Origin of the sequence: Porphyromonas sp. COT-239 OH1446, from assembly GCF_000768875.1 — a bacterium.
Classification (GTDB): domain Bacteria; phylum Bacteroidota; class Bacteroidia; order Bacteroidales; family Porphyromonadaceae; genus Porphyromonas.
Window position 1 is genome coordinate 149,288 of the sequence record NZ_JRAO01000010.1, and the last position, 20,295, is coordinate 169,582.

General features: G+C 53.9%; 13 protein-coding genes. All 13 read right to left on the reverse strand.

The features are described 5' to 3' along the window. Positions 1-158: 158 nt before the first annotated feature. A complete protein-coding gene (locus HQ37_RS02305) occupies positions 159-1,406 on the reverse strand; it encodes a DUF1015 domain-containing protein (RefSeq protein WP_036879806.1) in 1,248 nt (415 codons plus the stop codon). A 38-nt stretch (positions 1,407-1,444) separates the two neighbouring features. Beyond that, positions 1,445-2,368, reverse strand: coding sequence for an NAD(P)-dependent oxidoreductase (locus HQ37_RS02310; RefSeq protein WP_036880218.1), 924 nt, complete (start codon positions 2,366-2,368; stop codon positions 1,445-1,447). A gap of 112 nt (positions 2,369-2,480) precedes the next feature. Continuing rightward, positions 2,481-3,563, reverse strand: coding sequence for a 3-phosphoserine/phosphohydroxythreonine transaminase (gene serC, locus HQ37_RS02315; protein ID WP_036879809.1), 1,083 nt, complete (start codon positions 3,561-3,563; stop codon positions 2,481-2,483). Positions 3,564-3,723: 160 nt separating this feature from the next. After that, entirely contained in the window at positions 3,724-4,119 is a 396-nt protein-coding gene (locus HQ37_RS02320; RefSeq protein WP_036879812.1) for a C-GCAxxG-C-C family (seleno)protein, read from the reverse strand. Positions 4,120-4,152: 33 nt separating this feature from the next. Further along, positions 4,153-5,574, reverse strand: a complete 1,422-nt coding sequence (gene hydG, locus HQ37_RS02325; protein ID WP_036879815.1) for a [FeFe] hydrogenase H-cluster radical SAM maturase HydG — start codon at positions 5,572-5,574, stop codon at positions 4,153-4,155. Between the two features lie 164 nt (positions 5,575-5,738). Continuing rightward, the gene (locus HQ37_RS02330) at positions 5,739-7,793 is read right to left on the reverse strand and encodes a M13 family metallopeptidase (protein ID WP_036880225.1); all 2,055 of its coding nucleotides are present in this window, start codon (positions 7,791-7,793) and stop codon (positions 5,739-5,741) included. 89 nt (positions 7,794-7,882) lie between these two features. After that, entirely contained in the window at positions 7,883-8,791 is a 909-nt protein-coding gene (locus tag HQ37_RS02335) for a nucleotidyltransferase (protein ID WP_036879817.1), read from the reverse strand. A gap of 640 nt (positions 8,792-9,431) precedes the next feature. Beyond that, a complete protein-coding gene (locus HQ37_RS02340) occupies positions 9,432-12,098 on the reverse strand; it encodes a TonB-dependent receptor (RefSeq protein WP_036879820.1) in 2,667 nt (888 codons plus the stop codon). 280 nt (positions 12,099-12,378) lie between these two features. Next, positions 12,379-14,253: a DNA mismatch repair endonuclease MutL gene (gene mutL / locus HQ37_RS02345; RefSeq protein ID WP_036879824.1), complete on the reverse strand. Its 1,875-nt coding sequence runs from the start codon at positions 14,251-14,253 to the stop codon at positions 12,379-12,381. Next, positions 14,250-14,621: a hypothetical protein gene (locus tag HQ37_RS02350; protein WP_152566768.1), complete on the reverse strand. Its 372-nt coding sequence runs from the start codon at positions 14,619-14,621 to the stop codon at positions 14,250-14,252. The genes mutL and HQ37_RS02350 overlap by 4 nt, the downstream gene beginning before the upstream one ends. Beyond that, positions 14,534-16,663 carry an OstA-like protein gene (locus tag HQ37_RS02355; protein WP_036879830.1) on the reverse strand — a complete coding sequence of 710 codons (2,130 nt, stop codon included), beginning with the start codon at positions 16,661-16,663 and terminating at the stop codon, positions 14,534-14,536. The genes HQ37_RS02350 and HQ37_RS02355 overlap by 88 nt, the downstream gene beginning before the upstream one ends. Continuing rightward, positions 16,663-18,045: a peptidylprolyl isomerase gene (locus HQ37_RS02360; protein WP_036880228.1), complete on the reverse strand. Its 1,383-nt coding sequence runs from the start codon at positions 18,043-18,045 to the stop codon at positions 16,663-16,665. The genes HQ37_RS02355 and HQ37_RS02360 overlap by 1 nt, the downstream gene beginning before the upstream one ends. A gap of 43 nt (positions 18,046-18,088) precedes the next feature. Further along, the gene (gene recQ / locus HQ37_RS02365; protein ID WP_036879834.1) at positions 18,089-20,281 is read right to left on the reverse strand and encodes a DNA helicase RecQ; all 2,193 of its coding nucleotides are present in this window, start codon (positions 20,279-20,281) and stop codon (positions 18,089-18,091) included. Positions 20,282-20,295 lie beyond the last annotated feature (14 nt).

Below are 20,295 nucleotides of genomic sequence, written 5' to 3' on the forward strand. Positions count from 1 at the left end.
CAAATGTAACCATTATTCCGCACATTCTCAGATCAGAGAGATAGATTGTTTTGAGACTTAAGGCCTATATTGTGGGAGAGGGAAAAGAGCCAACGGGCTCGGCAAAGCCCTTGCTTCGCCGAACCCGCTGCTGTAATCGAATGTCCCAGGCTTATTCCCTACACCAGCTCGTGGATCACGAGACCAGAGCGGAGCTTAGGTTCGAACCAGGTGGTCTTAGGAGGCATGATGTTACCCGTGTCCGCAATGTCGATCAGCTGCTGCATGGATACAGGATAGAGGGCGAGGGCCACTCTCATCTCTCCGCTGTCTACACGCTTCTTGAGCTCACCAAGGCCACGGATACCTCCTACGAAGTCGATACGCTTGTCCGAGCGAAGATCCTTGATACCGAGGATCTCGTCCAGGATAAGGTTCGAGGAGATCGTAACGTCAAGTACTCCGATGGGATCGTGGTCATCATAAGTCCCCTCTCTGGCCGTGAGCGAATACCAACGACCGCTCAGATAGAGCGAGAAGTTGTGCAAGCAATTAGGCTTATAGATCTCAGTACCCTTGTCTTCGACTACGAAGTGCTTGGCGAGCTTGGCAAGGAACTCCTCATCCGAGAGGTTGTTCAGATCCTTCACGACACGATTGTAGTCGATGATCGTGAGCTGATCGTCAGGGAAGCAGACAGCCATGAAGTAGTTATACTCCTCATCACCACGGTGATGAGGGTTCTGCCTGGCTTTCTCTGCCCCAACGAGTGCAGCAGCAGCCGAGCGGTGGTGGCCATCGGCGATATAGAGCGCAGGCATCTCTGCAAAGAGATCTGTGATGCGCTGAATATCAGCCTCCTGGTCGATGATCCAAAACTCATGCCCGAAGCCATCTAGTTCGGCCACGAAGCTATAGATAGGCTTAGTATCGGTATACTTCTTGACAATCTTATTAATCTCGTCCTTAGCAGGATAGGCAAAGAAGACAGGCTCGATGTTCGCATTATTAACACGAACGTGCTTCATACGATCCTCCTCCTTGTCTCGGCGTGTGAGCTCATGCTTCTTGATTACCCCATTCATATAGTCCTCGACATAGGCGCAGACCACGAGACCATACTGTGTCTTGCCATTCATCGTTTGGGCATAGACGTAGTAGTTCTCCTTCTGATCCTGCACGAGCCAGCCTTTCTCTCTGAACATGGCGAAGTTCTCAGCAGCCTTGTTGTAGACCTTCTCTTCGTGTTCGTCCGTACCTACTGGGAAGTCAATCTCAGGGCGAATGATATGATAGAGGGACTTCTCATTGCCCTCGGCCTCGGCCCGGGCTTCATCCGAGTTAAGTACGTCGTATGGGCGAGAGGCTACCTGCTCTACGAGATCCTGTGGGGGGCGAATGCCCTTAAAAGGTTTGATAACAGCCATAGTAAATAATCTTGTATGCTAAGCAAAATGATATTGATCTACTTGTTGAGGCGGAAACGCTCGTTACCCTCCTTGATATAGCCAACGATCTGACGAGCAGCGGCTAGACCGGCGTTGATGTTAGCCTCCGAAGTCTGAGCTCCCATCTTCTTAGGAGTAGAGAAGTAGCGATCGCCTAGGGCAGCCACCATCTCTTCGTGGTTAGCAGGCATAATGTCAGTGAAGTAGCGAAGGTCTTCACGCTCCTTGAGGACGGCTAGGAGCTCGGCTTCGTTGATGATCTCCTTGCGGGCAGTATTCACCAGGATAGCCTTCTTGGGCATAGAGCCTACGAGGGCACGACCGATAGAGCCCTTGGTCTCAGGAGTAGCAGGAATGTGCATAGAAACAATGTCGCAGCCAGCGAAGAGCTCTGCCTGGGTAGCTACGTGCTTCACACCGGCTGCAGTCATAGCCTCTGCAGGAGTGAAAGGGTCAAAGGCATACACCTCCATACCCAAGCCCTGGGCGATGCGAGCCACGTTGCGCCCCGTTGCTCCGAAGGCGAGCAGACCGAGCTTCTTGCCCATGAGCTCGGAGCCAGAAGTACCGTTGAATCGGTTGCGAATGCCGAAGAGTAGCATCCCAATCACCAGCTCTGCCACAGCATTGGCATTTTGGCCAGGAGTATTCATCACAACGACATTGTGTGCCGTAGCTGCGGCGAGGTCTACGTTGTCATAGCCAGCCCCAGCACGCACGACGATCTTGAGCTCCTTGGCAGCATCGAAGACCTCAGCATCAATAATATCGCTGCGGATGATAATTGCGTGCACATCAGCTACAGCCTTGAGCAGCTCTGCCTTGCTTGCATACTTCTCGAGCAGGACAACCTCGAAGCCTGCTTCCTTACAAATCTCAGTAATTCCCTTCACTGCTACAGCAGCAAATGGCTTCTCTGTAGCGATAAGTACCTTTGTCATGATGGTCAATGTGATATAATGATTTAAGGCAGAGACGATCATAGGTCTACCATGTGTGGGATCTCCTTATATCGTCTCTGCCTAATTGTTCCTTGTATGTTGAGCTTGGGTATTAAGCGTTTTGAGCTTCGAACTCCTGCATGCACTTCACTAGAGCCTCTACGGATTCACGTGGGCAAGCATTGTAGATAGAGGCGCGGAAGCCCCCTACAGAGCGGTGTCCCTTGATGCCGACCATACCTGCGGCCTTGGCAAACTCCATGAAGGCAGCTTCCTTGTCCTTGTACTCCTCGGCCATTACGAAGCAAACGTTCATGAGCGAACGGTCTTCCTTGGCAGCAGTACCGACGAACATCTTGTTGCGGTCGATCTCGTTGTAGAGCAGCTCTGCCTTCTCCTTGTTGATTTTGTACATAGCCTCCACGCCACCGAGCTTCTTCACCCACTTGAGGGTCTCGTGCATCACATAGATGGGGAATACAGGGGGAGTGTTGAACATAGAGCGGTTGCGCTCCTCTTCCCCGATATGAGTGCGGTAATCCACCATGGTCTGGAGCTTGCGATCTACCTTGCCGAGCAGGTCTTCACGCACGATCACGAAGGTAACGCCAGCAGGGCCAACGTTTTTCTGAGCACCACCATAGATCATACCATACTTGGACACATCTACTGGACGGCTGAGGATGTCTGAGGACATGTCTGCGATCAACGTTACAGGGCTGTCAATATCCTCATGGATCTCGGTACCATAGATGGTGTTGTTGGTAGTGATGTGGAAGTAGTCTGCATCCTTAGGGATGGTATAGCCCTTGGGGATGTAAGAGTAGGTCTTATCCTCAGAAGAAGCTACGATCTCTACTTCGCCGTAGAACTTAGCCTCCTTGGCAGCCTTCTTGGCCCATACCCCTGTCTGCAGGTAAGCAGCCTTCTTGCTCAAGAAGTTGGCAGGCACGGCAAAGAACTGAGTGCTTGCACCACCTCCAAGGAAGAGTACCTTATAGTTGTCGGGGATGTTGAGGAGCTCACGCCATAGATCAGCTGTCTCTTTCATGACACGCTCCCACCCTGGAGTACGGTGAGAGATCTCTAGGATACCGATACCAGTGCCATCGAAGTCTCTAATCGCTTCGATTGCCGACTCGACAGCTTCGCGAGGGAGGACGCAGGGTCCAGCGTTGAAATTGTGCTTCTTCATACGAATATGTTTTGAAAATGTGATACGTTAGCCGATATACTTTATTAATATTGCAGCATCCCCGACAAACAGATCGGGGTAATACGAAGGCAAAGATATTAAAGCTAATTAGATTAGCCAACGAAACCTTACTTTTTTGTTGCAACTCTAAAGTTGTACCCTAGATCCCCTCACCATTTTCCTTGAGATCCTCTAGCTCCCGCTCGAGAAGCCGCTCAGAGAGAGTAACCAACTCCAGGCAGCCACGACCACAGCGTCCCTTGATCCGAGCACAGGTAGTCCCGCCGACCTCACGCTCGAAATCTCTAAGGAGACGCTCTCGCCTCTCGGGTTGCCCAGGTCCAAGAACTTCAAGTGAGGCATAGAGAGCACCACAGAGCCCTCCCTCAGCTCGTCCGCCACCCTTGCTTCGATAATGGAGCTCTATAGCCTCGTCGGAGAGGCCTAGCAATCCCTGCTTATGTTTGATGATAGACTGGGCACAGTTCCAGTTGTTACTAGCATTGTGGAAGTACTGCGCTGCCCCTGAATGGAGGGTTTCATCTTGCTTGCTCATAAGTTTGTCTTGTGCTTAAGTATATAATAGGGACTAAAATCGAAAGTCTCGCTTGCCGCCCTTGATTGCCTTAATATTGTCCAGAGTCCGCTGTCGGATGCGCTCGCTAGGGATGTAGCGTAGCTCCTGCTTGATCAGCTCGGGGGCATAGCTACGTGTCTCGTCGCTAGCATAATCCTCTAGATATTCATGCAGAGTCATCAGGGCATTGGCTGCACAGATATTGGCGATCTGTCCACTCTTGGCTAGAGCCATGAAGCGGTCGCCCGTGCGTCCCTCTCGGTAGCAGGCGGTGCAGAAGCTCGGGATATAACCGAGCTTCATCAGCCAAGCGACAATCTCGTCGAGCGTACGGGTATCGCTGAGCTCAAATTGGGCTGAGCTGTGTTCGGGATCCTCCTGCTGGGTATATCCGCCAACGCTGGTACGAGAGCCTCCACTAATCTGAGAGACCCCAAGCTCGAGCACTCGCTCTCGGGAGCGTTGGCTCTCTCGGGTCGAGACGATCATGCCAGCATAGGGCAGAGCAATACGCAGTACAGCAACGATATGGGCAAAGGTATCATCGTCTATAGCATTGGAGAACTGTGAGGTATCTACCCCATCGGCAGGACAGATGCGAGGCACACTCACCGTATGAGGCCCTACCCCGAACCTCGCCTCTAGATGCTCGGCATGCATGAGCATCCCAACGAAGTCATATTTGTAGGTATTGAGGCCAAAGAGTACGCCTAGGCCGACATCGTCGATCCCCCCCTCCATAGCCCGATCCATCGCCTCTGTGTGGTAAGCATAGTCGCTCTTGGGGCCTGTCGGATGGAGGGCCTCATAGTTGGCCCTATGATAGGTCTCCTGGAAGAGGATATACGTCCCGATGCCCGCCTCGTGGAGCTTGCGATAGTTCTCCACCGTCGTGGCAGCGATATTGACATTGACACGGCGGATCGCCCCATTCTTATGCTTGATCGAGTAGATGGTACGAATGGACTCGAGGATGTAGTCGATAGGGCTCTGAGTAGGATGCTCACCTGCCTCGAGGGCTAGACGTTTGTGGCCCATATCCTGCAGTGCGATGACCTCTCGAGCGATCTCCTCTTGGGAGAGCCTCTTGCGAGGGATGGTCTTGTTCTTGGCATGATAGGGGCAATAGACACAGCCATTGATGCAATAGTTCGAGAGGTAAAGTGGGGCAAACATCACAATACGATTGCCATAGATGCGCTGCTTGATCTCCCGGGCAATAGCATAGATACGAACCGTGATCTCTGGGTCTCGACACTCGAGCAGGACGGCTGCCTCTCGATGGGAGAGGCCCTTGCCGAGGGCTGCTTTGTCTATAATCGCTTGGACGAGGGAGAGATCCTTGACCTGCTCAGAGGCATAGGCCAAGGTATCCACTATTTCGCTATGACAGATAAATTCATCTGCCTTAGGAGAATCGACTTGATATTTCATTGACTATTGAGAGGAAACCGTTTTGTCTATGTAACAACTCAAGGGCAGATTTTGCTCACCCCTACCCTCACCCTCGTCTATAGACCGAGGGCAGCACCATAAGATTATGGTGCTGCCCTCGGCAAATATCCAATTAGAGTTAAAAGTACCTCGACAGAGAAACACTACCAAACCTCGATACGCTCCTCGGGGGCAATGTACATCCCATCACCCTCCTTGAGATCAAAGGCCTTGACGAAGGCAGAGATATTCTTGAGGGCCTGATTGACACGAAGCAAACCTAGGCTGTGGGGGTCAATCTTGGTCAAGCGCAGGATCTCCTGCTGACTGATATTCTGCCCCCAGAGGCGAGCGTAAGCAATGAAGAAACGCTGATCCTGGGTAAGGCCGTCGATCTGCTCGGGGGCATTCGCACCCTTGAGAGCGAGCTGGAGGGCCAGATGGGCTACAGTCAAGCCACCCTGGTCGGCGATGTTCTCCCCAAGGGTCAACTCTCCATTGGCGAAGGTGCCAGGGGCTACCTCATTGCGGGCGAACTGCTCCACGAGGCGACGGGTAGAGGCCTGGAACTTGGTCTTGTCCTCAGGAGACCACCAGTTGTGCATATTACCATCCTTGTCGAAGTTAGAGCCCTGGTCGTCAAATCCATGGGTCATCTCATGGCCAATAACCACCCCGATAGCACCATAATTGACAGCATCGTCAGCATCGACATTGAAGAAGGGAGGCTGTAGGATACCCGCAGGGAAGCAGATCTCGTTGGTCGTAGGCATATAGTAGGCATTCACATCCTGGGGATTCATGAGCCAACGCTTGCGGTCTACGGGCTGACCAAGATCCTTGAGGTTGTCTGCCTGCACGAAGCGCGTGGCCGAGAGGAGGTTGTCGTAGTAGGAGCGTTCGGCGTCGATGTCCAGGCCGCTGTAGTCCTTCCATTCGTCAGGGTAGCCAATCTTGACGGTGAAGTTCTGTAACTTCTCCAAGGCCTTAGCCTTAGTCTCTGGGCTCATCCACTCGAGGCTCTCGACACGCTGGCCGAGGGCGATCTGCAGGTTCTTGACCAGGGTCAGCATGCGCTCCTTAGCAGCTGGGGAGAAGTAGTGCTGTACATATACTTGCCCGATGGCCTCACCCATGAGGCTACTTACAAGGCCGACACTGCGCTTCCAGCGAGGGTGCATCTCCTTGCGGCCACTGAGCTGCTTACCGAAGAAGTCGAAGTTAGCCTGCGTAAAGTCATCGCTCAGGGCTGTGGCTGCTCCGCTGACCGTTGAGGCTAGGAGGTAGTCTCGAATAAGCTCGACAGGAGTGGCAGCGAACCAACGGCCAAAAGCCTTGAAGAAGTCCAGCTGACCAAAGTTTGCCTGCTTGACAGAGAGACCTCGGGCAGTGAAGTAACCCCTCCAGTCGAAGCCAGGGCTCAGGCGGGTGATCTCATCGATGGAGCAGATGTTGTAGTTACGCTCGCTATCACGCAGCTCGGTCTGTGAGTAGGAGATCTGGGCGATCTCGCGCTCTACACGCAGCGTATTGGCGGCGATACGCTTGGCATCCGCCTCAGTATAGCCGGCGAGGGCCAGGATGCGCTCGAGATAAGCGACATAACCCTCGAGGATTGCCTTAGTCTCGGGGCTCTCGTCGGTGTAGTAGTCCTTCGCACCGAGGGCGAGGCTCGTCTGGTGGAAGTGTAGGATGTTCATCGTACTATTCTTGTCATCAGCAGCGACATAGGTATTGAAGAATACCCCCTCGCCATAGACCTGGTCGTTCTCTGCGGCATAGGCCAAGAGATCAGCCTTGGTTTTGAGAGCCTCGACCTGGCGCAGATGAGGCTCGATAGGCTTTGCCCCCAGGCCGTTGCGGGTAGCACTGTCCATTGCCTGATTGTAGAGGGTTGCGATGCGGTACTCATTGCTCCCCTTGGTCTGAGGCTCATGGGCCAAAGACTCGATGATCTGATGTACTCGCTCCGAGGCTGTATCTCGGAGGATGTCGAACGTCCCATAGCGGCTGTAGGCAGGCTTGAGCGGATTGCTCTTGATCCATCCGCCGTTGACATAATGGTAGAAGTCATCTTGTGCTCTCACAGTGGTGTCCATAGCCTCGAAATCGATGGCTGGCATCTGGGTGAGCTGAGCCTTGGAGCCCGTGTCGGAGCAGCTGCTCAGCAGGAGGATGCCCAGGCATACAGCTGGGGCAAATTGCTTGACTGTTTTCATAGGAATAGGAAATAACAAGGGATGGATAGCCTCAACCACATCGGTGTAGTCTACGAGGCTATCCATCCAGTGAATATTGAGGGTTAGATTTAAAACAGTTTGCTGGGGTATTCGCCAGCCTCGACGAGGGCCTTGATCTTGGCCACAACGCCGTCTCGGTCTGCTGCATAGGTTACCCCGAACCAAGAGGCGGGGGTATCGAGCACCTCAACCGTAGCTTGGCCACTCTCTACGAGCTGATTGACCACCAAGGGGATGAAGAACTCGCTCTTGAGCTCGCCCTCGTGAGCCTTGAGGAAGTCCACGAACTGAGCATCAGAGTGCTTGAAATAGTCGGGGGTGAAGCCCCACATATTCATCGATACTGGGGTACGCTCGTCGAGGGTAACCTCCTGCCCGTGCTCGTCGTTGAAAACGATCTGACCTGCTGCATTGCGGATAATAGCCGTGCGCTCTACTACTCCTGTGAGGAAATTGCGCTCGTCCACCTGACACACACCACGGGCCACGCTACCGCTCTCGCTGAGGGTATTGCCCACTCGATAGCCGACCATGCAATAGGTATTAGTGGCCTCGCTGAGGCTCTTGAGCTTGTCGGCCAGTACCTGATAGCTAGCGCGTCCGTAGAAGTCATCGGCATTGATCACTGCGAAAGGCTCTTGGATCGCCCTCGAGGCCATCATCAGGGCATGGTTTGTACCCCAAGGTTTCTCTCGTCCCTCGGGCACACTAAATCCCTCGGGCAGGTAGTCAAGCTCCTGAAACACCACCTCCACAGGGATCTTACCCTCGTATTTGGAGAGGATCTTCTCACGGAAGTCTGCCTCGAAGGTATGGCGAATAACGAATACGACCTTGCCGAAGCCTGCACGGATAGCGTCAAAGATCGAGTAGTCCATAATGGTCTCGCCCGAGGGGCCTAGCCCATCTAGCTGCTTGAGACCTCCGTAGCGACTACCCATGCCAGCCGCCAGTACGAGAAGTGTTGGTTGTTTCATCTGAAGTTTTTATTAGAGTTTGTAATTACAATGATCTTGAGCTTGCGTTGCTACGACCCTATGGGCCACCTCGCAAAGGTAGCAAACATTCGGCGTATCGCAGGCACGCTCCACAGGCAAAGTCATGCTCTCTAGGCAATAAGCCATCGAGATAGAGCCGAGGGGGGAGGCTACCTGCCAGGGCCAACGAGCGAGACACGGAGGGTGGGCCCGAGGCTGCCTATCGCCTTAGCCTCTATCGAGAGTAGTGCTTCGCCCCGATCGGCCTCCTGAGAGAGACCTAGATAGGATCGTTGTGGAGATCTAGGTAGGATCTCAATCGAGGCATAAGTAGGAGTTCAATCGAGCTCCTATTTGGATCTCCAGCGAGGCTCTAGATAGGACTACACTCGAGGCTCTACCGAGAGCGCAGTCGAGCGGCTACAGGGCTTTGCAGCCGAGAAACTACCGAGCGTGCTATCCCCTCCCATCCCTCACCCCGAGCGAGGGGGCATCGGCTACCATGATCTAAGGGTCTACAAAGAGGGTGCGCTACCCCCCGACCCTTGTCGAGAGGTAGCGCACCTAAGTCATCTCACCCCACCCTAGCCGAGGGGCTGCGAAGGGGGCAGAGGGGGCGGGACGAAGCCCCGCCCTGGGGTTAGAAGGTAAACTTCATCCCCATGTAGCCAGAGCGAGGCATCGTAGGGCCATAGATATAGGCACTGTCTCGGTCTGGACCGAAGTCGAAGTCCTTCTGAAATGCACCGAAGATATTGTGCATCCCTGCGAAGATCTGTAGCTTAGTCTGTGCGAAGAGCTTAAAGTCATAGGACACCTTAGCCCCGAGGTCGAAGAACGACTTCGTACGCACGAGCTCATCCCACTGATAGGAGCGGCTCTCCTGCTCACCGGCATCGTTGGTGAACTTGGGGAAGCGAGCATCATCCATCGAGAGGCGACCAGAGGCGATCGCATCCCTATCGCTCTGAGCACTGCCCTGGCCGAAGACTACGGCATGAGGGGCCCACATCGACCCAGTATAAGTCCCCGTCAGAGAGATATTGAGGGGCTTGATGGGGTTGAGCGATAGGGTGAAGTAGCCATACATAGAGGGCGTACGCAGGATCTCCTTGCTAGTCATGGAGACTGTCTCCTCGCCATTCTCAAAGTCCGAGGCGTCATTGCGAGGCGTATAGTCAAGGTACTTGCCCTCGTCGAGGCCAGTGATCTTGTTGCGTACCCCCCACTCCTGGTTCGCATCATACTTATTGGACGTGAGGGTGAGACCCGCCTGCAGCTGTACCCAGTCGTAGGAGAGCTTGGCCTCGAGGTTCAGACCGTAGATCTTGGCCGCAGAGCTCACACGCTGGCCATTGTCATCGACACCATAGTTATTGCGCTGGTAATAAACGATACCTGCACGCTCGTCGATCTTGTTATTCGTGAAGACATCCAGGAGACGGGTGTAGAAGCCCTCGACGAGCAGATTCAGCTGGGCACGGCTTCCGAGGCGGAAGTACATATCGCTGCTCAGACTAAACGAGTGAGAGACCTCGGGGCTGAGGTCAGGGGCGTTCTCTACACGCTGAGCCTCTCCATTGACCACCCCAACGTGCAGGTCTTCGTCGAATACCTGTGGGGCACGGAAACCCTTGGCATAGGTAGCACGCAGATTGATCTGGCGGGTGGGGTTATAGCGCAGCGTAGCTCGTGGGCTGAGGATGGGGCTGAGGCCACCCTGCTTGTTGCGCACGGCCGAGTTCTCATCGAGGCGAGCACCCAGGAGCACCGTCCAGCGGTCATTCTTCCACTCCATCTGTGCGAACTGGCTGTAGTTGCGGATCGTCTGCTCTACATCGGGGAAGAGGCTCTCCTTCGTCGTGGGGTCTACCATCCAGCGACGCTGAGGCATCGTGTCGTGCAGACGGTCGTAGGAGTACTCTGCCCCCACGAGCAGCTGAGCGGGCAAGAACCATAGATGATCGAAGTCATAGCTATACTGTCCACCACCGACGAAGGTATGCCCCTTGCTCAGACCATAGTTGATCCCGAACTGATCGGGGGGGATGGGTACACCGACCTGGCCAGCAGCCTTGCCATCGACCTCCACCTCGCCGATCCCTCCGTAGTAGCTGTTACGACGAACATACTGCCCAGAGGTATAGAGCTGCAGATGATGCTTGTAGCCATGCGAATAGGCGTCAAACTTGAGGTTCGCCCCATAGATCGAGTGGCGAGTAGCCTCTGCCACACCAGCCACATGCTCGGGCCAGTCTAGGTGATCCCCCCCGCGACGATCCTCAGAGATCGAGTGCACCTCGGCCGTAAGCATCGTCAGATAGGTAGGACGCACATAGCCTCTGAAGCCCAGGGCACGAGCATCGATGCGACCCATCTCAGAGTAGTTATCGCCGTTCATATCGTGCTCCTTGCGGTAACGGGTCTGGCCGAAGATCATAGCCCCAGCACGATTGTCATCGCTAACGATAGAGGCATTGAAGCCCAGGTTGTTGTCCAGGGACTTGAAGCCGATCATACCGAGCGACTCGGTGAAGCTCACACTATTGCTCTTAGGCTCCTTCGTGATCACATTCACTACCCCTGCGATGGCCGACGATCCATAGAGGGCAGAGCCTCCACCACGGATCACCTCCACACGCTCGATCATATTCGCAGGGATCATCTCCAGCCCATAGACCCCAGCCAGTGCACTCATGATCGGACGGCTGTCGATGAGGATCTGCGAGTAGCGTCCGTCTAGGCCGTTGATACGCACCTGATTGAAGCCACAGTTCTGACAATTGTTCTCCACACGGATACCTGGCTGGAAGATGATCCCCTGGGCTAGGTTGTTTGCCCCTGCACGCTCAAAGGTCTTGCCATCAACGACATTCACCAAGGCAGGGGCATGGCGGCGCAGGGTCGCCTGTCGGTTGGCCGTTACGACCACCTCATCCAGTCGGATGTTGTCCTCTACGGCATCGAAGTTCACCTCCAGCACCTTGCTAGAGAGGATCTCAACCTCACGCTCCTGGCTCACGTAGCCCATCCCTCGCATCACAAGGACGACCTTGCCAGCCTTGAGGTTCTTGAGAAAGTAATGCCCAGTAGCATCTGTAAAGGTTGAGAAGGTAGATCCCTTGATAGCGATGGTCATCCCTGGGAGATGCTCGCCAGTCTTGGCATCAATGACATGCCCCACGACATTGGCATCGGTAGGGACAGTGTACTTGCGCTCACCCTCAGCGTAGAGGCTAAGCGGTTGCATGACACCTGAGCCCAGCACAAAGGCGAGCATCAGGCCTCGTAGGTAACGAAAATTCATATAAACACGATTAAGGATTTATGTTTCCTATTTTTAGATTCACGGCTGCAAAAGTAGATCCTTCGCTGCAAAGAGAGACGAGAGATGAGAGGCTTAGCCGTGAGAATGGCACAGATTAGGTATTCAAAGAATGAAATATACCTACTAGTAGGTATATACAAAGGGGCGAGAGGGATTCGGTGGGCCCCTCTCTCAGGCCACATCCATGACCCAAAGACAAGGGCTGCCACTGGGGGTATTCCAGCGGCAGCCCTTGCAGAGGCATAACGAGCACGGCCCGCTATCCGAACCTCTTGGACAGCTCTAGGTCGGTCAGCGTCGAGACAATGAGCCGCCCCGAGGGGGTAAGGTTAGGGTCGGAGCTAGCAAATAGATTGGCCAGCAGGGCTTCGGCCTCTGCCCTACCTGTGGGGAAAGGTTTCCGAGCAGCATTGGCCTCTGCCATAGAGCGAGCCAGGAGCTCATGGATATAGTCTACAGACCGCTCCAGGCCACTATCGAGGGCTTCATCGATCAAGAGGCGCAGCAGCTCGCTGACCTCCCCCTCTAGAGCAGTAGGTGCACTCAAGATCTCGTAGTGTCCCTCTGCCTCCTCAGCAAGGGCAAAGCCTAACCTCTCCAGTACCTCGATGATCTCCCGAGCGATCGGTAGCTCCACAGGGCTAAACTCAACAGGCTCAGGGTGCATGAGTTTCTGTGAGGATAAGGCAGACGAACCAATATCCACCACGAAACGATCATAGAGGATACGCTCCTGGGCTCGACGCACATCCACTAGAGCAATCCCTCTCTTTAGGGCCGTAATAATATACCTGCTGCGATAAAAGAAGAGGTCGCTAACCTCGACGGAGGCTTGCTCCTGAGTGATCTCCGCCTCAGGACCGAAGAGGCCCGTCTGCTCCGAGGCCGAGGGTTGCTGCTCCCACATCTGCCCTAGAGAGGCCCAATCAATATCGTAGGACGAGGCTGAGGGACGGCTCGAGGCCTTGCCAAAGCTACGAGTACCAGCCCCTTGCTCTGCTGGACGAGGGGTACTTCCCCCAGTGCCGAACGATCGTCTACCCGTAGAGATATGGGCCTCTGAATCGAGAGCGATAGGGGTAGTCCTACCATGATAGGGAGGGATCTCAACCACCTGCTCCCGATTGAAGTCAATGACTGGAATCGTGGCATGGGCACTAAGTGTCTCACGCACGAGGGCCGAGAGGATCTGCCAAATGAGCTGCTCGTCGATCAGACGAGCCTCCAACTTCTGAGGATGGATATTAATATCGACATTCTCAGGCGGAAGTGTAAAGTAAACGAAATAATTAGGCTGGGTATCGGGGCGTAACAACCCTTCATAAGCCAGCGAGATCGCCTTGTGAAAGTAAGGGTGGCGCATATAACGCTCATTGACGAAGAAGTATTGGCACGGAGACTTCGTCGCCCGTGAAGGCTTACCCACATAGCCATGTATAGAGCAGATAGGCCCTTGGTATTGTATCGGGATGAGGTCATCCAGGAGTTTCTTGCCCTCGACAGCAAGGATGCGTTCCTTAAGCCCACTGATAGGCAGATCCTTGACGAGTGTACCATCCTTGTAGAGGCTCATGCTCACCTCAGGATTGACCAGGGCAACTCGCTTAAACTCTTTCTCGATAGCCTTATACTCCGAGGCAGGGGACTTGACGAAGCGTCTACGGGCAGGGACGTTGAAGAAGATATTCTTCGCCTTAATGCTCGTCCCTTGGGCACAGACACAGGGCTGGGAGCCCTTCTCCTCTCCCCCCTCGATGCGCAGCTCGAAGCCAAGCTCTGCATCGGCTGTTCGGGTCTGTAGCTCGACCTGAGAGACTGAAGATATGGCTGCTAGAGCCTCACCCCTGAAGCCCATCGTCTGCAAGCGACTAAGGTCATCTATCGAGCGTAGCTTCGAGGTGGCATAGCGTTTAAAGGCATTACGAGCGTCGTTAGGGCTCATCCCTCGACCGTTGTCCGTAACCCAAACGTAGCCCATCCCTCCTTCGGAGACCTCTAGCTTGATCTGGGAAGCTCCAGCATCAACAGAGTTCTCCAGTAGCTCCTTAACGATGTACGAGGGGGCTGGGGTTACCTCGCCCGCAGAGATCTGATTGGCAATAGCTTCGGGTAGCAGCTGTATCAAGTCGCTCATCTGAGAAAAAAGAACCAAATGACAAATCCTAAGGCCATCAGCACCAGCAGTAGGCGTATAATGAGCCTCGTACGGTCTGCAGCATCGATGCCCCGCTCTCTCTGGCGCAGCAGATGCTCAGTACCATGATAAAAAGCCCCCCTTACTCGCTTCGAGGCATCGTAGCCTATGAGACGAGCTTGTCGCTCCTGCTCACTCAGCTCCACCTGCTCGGACGAGAGCTCTCCGTCGATCTCTCCCGAGGCGATCATCTCCTGACGAATGCGCTCGACACGCCTGTTTAGCTCCTCTTTGCGGGCGTCCCAGTAGATCGGTTTGTGCTCGAACTGTCGAGGTCTTCTTTGTCTATAAAATCCTTGTATAGCCATGACAAGTCAATAATATCAGGTTGTCGCCGAGGCTGCCACTGTGGGACATCCTCGAGGACGTAGTAGATCGAGGGCGAGCCTAAGGACGACTTGGCGAGTCTCGTCGAGGCTTTCACGAGGGAGGCCTGCTCATCCGCCTCGGCTGCAGCAGAGCTCTCTGCCGACGACATGCCATCTGCATCTACGCCTTTGGAGTTCTCCTTCACCTCGAGAGCTTCGTAGGCCTTAAGTGCGGCCTGAGCTCCTCGAAAGCGTTTAAGATTCGCTAGCGTATATTCGGGGACTAGGAGACTATCTAGCGGAGGGATCACATCCTCTCGAGATCTAGGCCTGCGCTCTTCGCTCCAATTGAACCGAGAGAGCCGATTGATCTCTGCCGACGCGGCCATAGCCATGGGATAAGCCTTGCCAGCCACAGGGCCCTTCCACAGAGCCTTCTCGATAGCTCCTTCTGAGAACCAAGCCCTTACCCTACCACTGGTACGACGGTCTAATCCAGTGTACTGAGTACTATTCTCTTGTTGCAGGTAGAAGATAGACTCAACACTCTCACCCTCGACTACGATCTCTCGGATCGTAGTATCCTGCATATAGGCATAGATACAGTCCCCCTGTAGCTGGTTGTAGTAGTCTGCGCCATGAGGCAATCGCTCTAGGGTAATCGCCTGAGAGAGAATATCCACATGGTCGAGCTTGCGAGAGCGGAAGTGGAAACGAATCGTATCGCCCGAGACCTGACGCTCCTGGCTCCACATGATAGGCGAACGATAAAGCGTAAGGATAGAGTCTAGGGAGCTATAGCTCAACGAATCAGCTACAGCCTGAGCATCTCGGCGATAAACCTTGACTCGAGGGTAGGCTCGGATGAGACGCACGAGACTATCTACAGCTGATGGCTCTTGCAGCTGCTCCTCACTAGCTCTGAGATTATTGCTCGAGAGACTATCCGAGGAGGGCTGTGTGGTCGTACTATCCCGCCTACTCTCGAGGGGAAAGCGACGAAGGGCGATCTCTCGGTCGATGCTAATCATCTCGAGAGTATCGGCCCCGATGTAGAGGGTATCCTTCTGCGAATAGTCTAGAGCATAGGCCCTACTCGAGGCGAAGGCATAGCTTCGCCCGTCATCGAAGAAGCCATAATCCCCGAAGAGACTCACCCTCTGAACAGTATCTGAGAGCTCCATACGACCAAAAGCCTCCCCTCTACGGGCAATGCCATCATAGTAGATCGAGTCGCCAACGAGGGTTTTAGAGCCTGAGTAGAGCTGGCTTCGCTCGAGCAGGATGCCTACATCATTGTTCAGGTCATAGACTCCCCGAGTAGAAACGATATAGCCCGAGTCGGCCTCTATACGAGTAGGGCCTAGATAGCGGGCAATTCGAGAGCTAGTATTGTAGAAGAGGTGCTCTGTGGTGATCGTCGTACTGTCATTGACGAGCTTGACATTCGAGCGGAACTCAGCATCGTTTGTGGAGGGGCGAAACTCCCCATAGTCAGAGGTAAGCGTATTCTGCGCATCGACGACGCTCCCTCCGTCGAAGTAATAAGCGATGTCAGAGGCCCGATCGTAGTCTAGATGATCCGTGTAGAGCTGCGTAGAGGGATTCTCTAGGACTACATGCTCTCGCAGCTGGGCCAGCCTCGTACGCCCATCGTAATAGAGGTGTCGGGCGAAGACACGAATCGTATCGTCCTGCACCATCTGTACCTGTCCGAAGGCTTCAAAGCTCTGTGTTTGCTCGAAGAGGTAGGCACTATCGCAGGTCATGACCGCATTGCCGTGGCGCAGACGGACGTTGCCGATAAGCCGCTGGGCATCACTACGCACCGACTGGTCGAAGTTGAGCTCGTCGGCGTGCTCGAGCTGAATACGGGTAATGCCCTCCCTCTGTTGTGGGCTAGAGACACTATCCCCCTTGAGGGCGGAGAGACCTCGAGACAAGGACTCCGCCCCCCAAGCACCTGCGCTCAAAGCAACATAACCACTGCCGACAATACAGACGGCAGTGGCTAGTGATAGTAAGGCTCGACGTGCAGACATTAGCTATCTGATCTTACCCATCCTGGGTACTTGAAGTCGCAGTCCGTATAGCTGCTGTAGATCTTGATCGGGGTCTCTTTTTGTCTACGTCTGATCCAATCATCGAGGACCTGCTCTCGCTTCTTCTGCAGGGCCATAGCCTTGATGACCCGGTAGTCAGAGTTCATATTGGCTATATGCTCGGGATGTATCTGCTTGAGCTTGATGATAACGATCTCCGTTTGACCGTTGGGCTGACGCATGGAGAAGGGTTTAGACTGTTCGCCGGGCTTGAGTTCGTAGGCCACACGAGCGATGTCTTGGGGGAGCTCCTCATAGCGGAAGTTGGGAGATGACTCGAAGTCGCTGCCCTGGGTCTTATTGATCATGAGCCCTCCGTTATTGCGAGTATCTTTATCCTCAGAGAAGAGCTCTGCTGCGGCCTCGAAGGTCAGCTTCTCGTCATTGATAAGGGTTACGATCGAGTCCATGCGTGTCTGGGCAGCATTGATGCCCTTCTCATCGACAGCTGGGCGCAGGAGGATGTGGCGGAAGTTTACGAGGTCGCCTCGCTTCTCAATGAGCTGGACGATGTGGTAGCCCTCCTCCGTCTTGATGATCTGAGAGCAACGCTTGGGGTCGCTGAGGTTAAAGACGACATTGGCAAACTCTGTCTCTAGAGAGCCTCGCCCCACGAAGCCATACTCCCCACCCTGCAGGGCCGTACGCTGATCTTCTGAGTAGAGGCGGGCGAGCGAGGAGAAGCTCTTCTTCTGACTATTGACCTCGTCGGCAAAGCCTCTGAGACGCTCCTTGACACGATCGATCTCCTCGAGGTTCACTTCCGGGAGAACTGAGATGCGCTGCACCTCTACAGTCTTGGGGATAAAGGGCAAGCTATCCTGTGGCATGGAGGCGAAGAAGGCTCGAATCTCGGAGGGGGTTACCTGGACTCCCTGGACGATCTTGTTTTGCATAGCCCTAACGATGTCGCTATTGCGGGCTTGCTTGCGCTCATCCTCTCTGATCTGAGAGATCTTCTTGCCGAAATACTCCTCGAGCTTCTCTCTAGAGCCAATCTGAGCGATAACGTTCTCCAGCCAGGCATCCACAGAGCGAATGATCTGAGAATCATTAGCCTCGATACTGTCGATCTTGGCCTGGTTGAGGAAGAGCTTCTGTACTGCCAGTTGCTCGGGGATGAAGCAGTCAGGCTTGCCCTGTAGGCGTATCCCTTCGCTGCGCATGCGTAGCTTCTGAAACTCAATATCAGAGAGTAGAATGGGCTCATCGCCCACCATCCACACAACCTGATCGGCCACATTCTTCTGAGCCGATAGCTCCCGAGGCAGCAGTAGAGAGGCCAGGAGAGCCAGGGTTATGCTCCATATTCTTTTACACATCATGATCGTCTAGTGGTTAAATGTCTTAGGGTTTGGGTTGTGGTTAGTTGGCCATCTCGGAGATGAAGCGAATGCGCACGAGGCGGATCTCCTCCTCCGTGTAGTCTCCCCCCAGCTCATCCATAGCGGCCTCGAGATTGTCTGTAGTGGACTCCTTGAAGTAGTCGTAGATGTCGAGCATATGATCCTCATCCATGATCTCATCGATGAAGTAGGAGATATTGATCCTCGTACCTGAATAGACAATAGCCTCGATCTCGGAGAGGAGCTGATCGAACTCGAGCCCGTGGCTGATGGCGATATCATCGAGGGCGACCTTGCGGTCAATCTGCTGAATGATCTGCACCTTCATCTTGCTCTTGTTGGGCAGGGTGCGTACCCTCAGATCTTCTGGGCGGTCAATGTCGTTATCCTCAACGTGCTTGCGAATGATGTCTAGGAATTGCTGACCATATCGTTGGGCCTTACCCGCACCGACGCCGGGGATGTTCTGTAGCTCATCCATCGTAATGGGGTAGAAGGTCGCCATAGCCTCCAGCGAGGCATCCTGAAAGATCACATAGGGGGGGACCTTATTGAGCTGGCCCATCTTCTTGCGAAGATCCTTCATAATGGAGAAGAGTACTGGGTCTACTGCTCCACCGGCTCCACCAGCCTGCTTGCCCTCGAAGTCCTCCTCATCCCCCTCAGAGTCGACATCGACAACGACCTTGAAGCTAACAGGCTTCTTCATATATTTCTTCCCAGCAGCCGTTATCTTGAGCAGGCCATAGGTCTCTACATCCTTCTCAATATAGCCACTGACTAGGGCCTGACGGATGACGGTATTCCACATACTCTCGTCATGCTCCTGGCCGATGCCAAAGCCGTCGAGATCTTCGTGGTGAAAGGACTCTACGTCCGAGTTCACCTCGCCTCTGAGGATGCGGATGACATAGTCCGTGTTAAACTTCTCCTTGAGTGTACCTATTACCTCTAATAGGTTCAAAAGTAATTCTTGAGCTTCCACTTTATTCTTAGGGGTCAAACAATTGTCGCAACAATGACAGTTATCGTTCTGATACTTCTCTCCAAAGTAATTGAGCAGGAGTACTCGTCGGCACAGATGCGACTCGGCATAGTCGGCCGTCTCCTCGAGTAGCTGCTTGGCGATCTCTTGATCTGATACGGGCTTCCCCTTCATGAGCTTCTCGAGCTTGTCTAGATCCTCTCGACAATAGTAGGCGATACAGTTACCCTCGCCGCCGTCTCTGCCAGCTCGTCCAGTCTCCTGATAGTAACCCTCGAGGCTCTTAGGCATATCGTAGTGGATGACGTAGCGCACATCGGGCTTATCAATACCCATGCCAAAAGCGATGGTAGCGACGATGACCTCGATCTCCTCATTGAGGAAGGCATCCTGATTGTCCGATCGCTCCTTAGCATCCAACCCGGCATGATAGGCGCGAGCCCGAATGCCATTGGCCTGAAGAACCTGTGCAAAAGTAGTAACCTTATTGCGACTCATGCAATAGACGATCCCACTTTTTTTCGGATGGGAGAGGATGAACTTGACAATATCTCGGTCAATATCCTCTGTCTTAGGCTTGATCTGATAGTAAAGGTTGGGACGGTTAAAGGAGCTCTTGAATACTGTAGCATCCTCGATCCCGAGATTTTTGAGAATATCGTGCCCGACCTTGGGTGTAGCCGTAGCCGTTAGGGCAATGATTGGTCTGAGGTTGATGTCGGAGACGATGGAGCGGATGCGCCTGTACTCAGGGCGGAAGTCATGCCCCCACTCAGAGATACAATGCGCCTCATCGACAGCGTAAAAGGAGATGGGGACTTCTCGCAAGAAGTCCATATTGTCAGCCTTATTGAGCGACTCGGGGGCAACATAGAGGAGTTTGGTTCGCCCTGAGCGCACATCTCGCTTGACCTCCTCGAGGCGAGCTCGAGAGAGCGAAGAGTTGAGGAAGTGTGCCACCCCATCATCACCTGCGAAGCCCCGGACTGCATCGACCTGGTTCTTCATCAGAGCAATAAGGGGCGAGATCACGACGGCTGTACCCTCTAGCAGCATGGCTGGAAGCTGATAGCAGAGACTCTTGCCTCCGCCTGTAGGCATGAGGACGAAGGTATCCTTGCCAGACAGCACATTCTCGATGATCGCCTGCTGATTGCCCTTAAACCGGTCAAAGCCGAAGTGTTTCTTGAGGGCCTCAAGTAGCTCTTTTTGTCTCTGCTGCTCCATAACGATTGATAATG

Excerpts from the sequence above, each read along its gene's own strand:
- HQ37_RS02305 (WP_036879806.1), bottom strand. The coding sequence starts at position 1,406 with ATGGCTGTTATCAAACCTTTTAAGGGCATTCGCCCCCCACAGGATCTC.
- HQ37_RS02310 (WP_036880218.1), bottom strand. The coding sequence starts at position 2,368 with ATGACAAAGGTACTTATCGCTACAGAGAAGCCATTTGCTGCTGTAGCA.
- serC (WP_036879809.1), bottom strand. The coding sequence starts at position 3,563 with ATGAAGAAGCACAATTTCAACGCTGGACCCTGCGTCCTCCCTCGCGAA.
- HQ37_RS02320 (WP_036879812.1), bottom strand. The coding sequence starts at position 4,119 with ATGAGCAAGCAAGATGAAACCCTCCATTCAGGGGCAGCGCAGTACTTC.
- hydG (WP_036879815.1), bottom strand. The coding sequence starts at position 5,574 with ATGAAATATCAAGTCGATTCTCCTAAGGCAGATGAATTTATCTGTCAT.
- HQ37_RS02330 (WP_036880225.1), bottom strand. The coding sequence starts at position 7,793 with ATGAAAACAGTCAAGCAATTTGCCCCAGCTGTATGCCTGGGCATCCTC.
- HQ37_RS02335 (WP_036879817.1), bottom strand. The coding sequence starts at position 8,791 with ATGAAACAACCAACACTTCTCGTACTGGCGGCTGGCATGGGTAGTCGC.
- HQ37_RS02340 (WP_036879820.1), bottom strand. The coding sequence starts at position 12,098 with ATGAATTTTCGTTACCTACGAGGCCTGATGCTCGCCTTTGTGCTGGGC.
- mutL (WP_036879824.1), bottom strand. The coding sequence starts at position 14,253 with ATGAGCGACTTGATACAGCTGCTACCCGAAGCTATTGCCAATCAGATC.
- HQ37_RS02350 (WP_152566768.1), bottom strand. The coding sequence starts at position 14,621 with ATGGCTATACAAGGATTTTATAGACAAAGAAGACCTCGACAGTTCGAG.
- HQ37_RS02355 (WP_036879830.1), bottom strand. The coding sequence starts at position 16,663 with ATGTCTGCACGTCGAGCCTTACTATCACTAGCCACTGCCGTCTGTATT.
- HQ37_RS02360 (WP_036880228.1), bottom strand. The coding sequence starts at position 18,045 with ATGTGTAAAAGAATATGGAGCATAACCCTGGCTCTCCTGGCCTCTCTA.
- recQ (WP_036879834.1), bottom strand. The coding sequence starts at position 20,281 with ATGGAGCAGCAGAGACAAAAAGAGCTACTTGAGGCCCTCAAGAAACAC.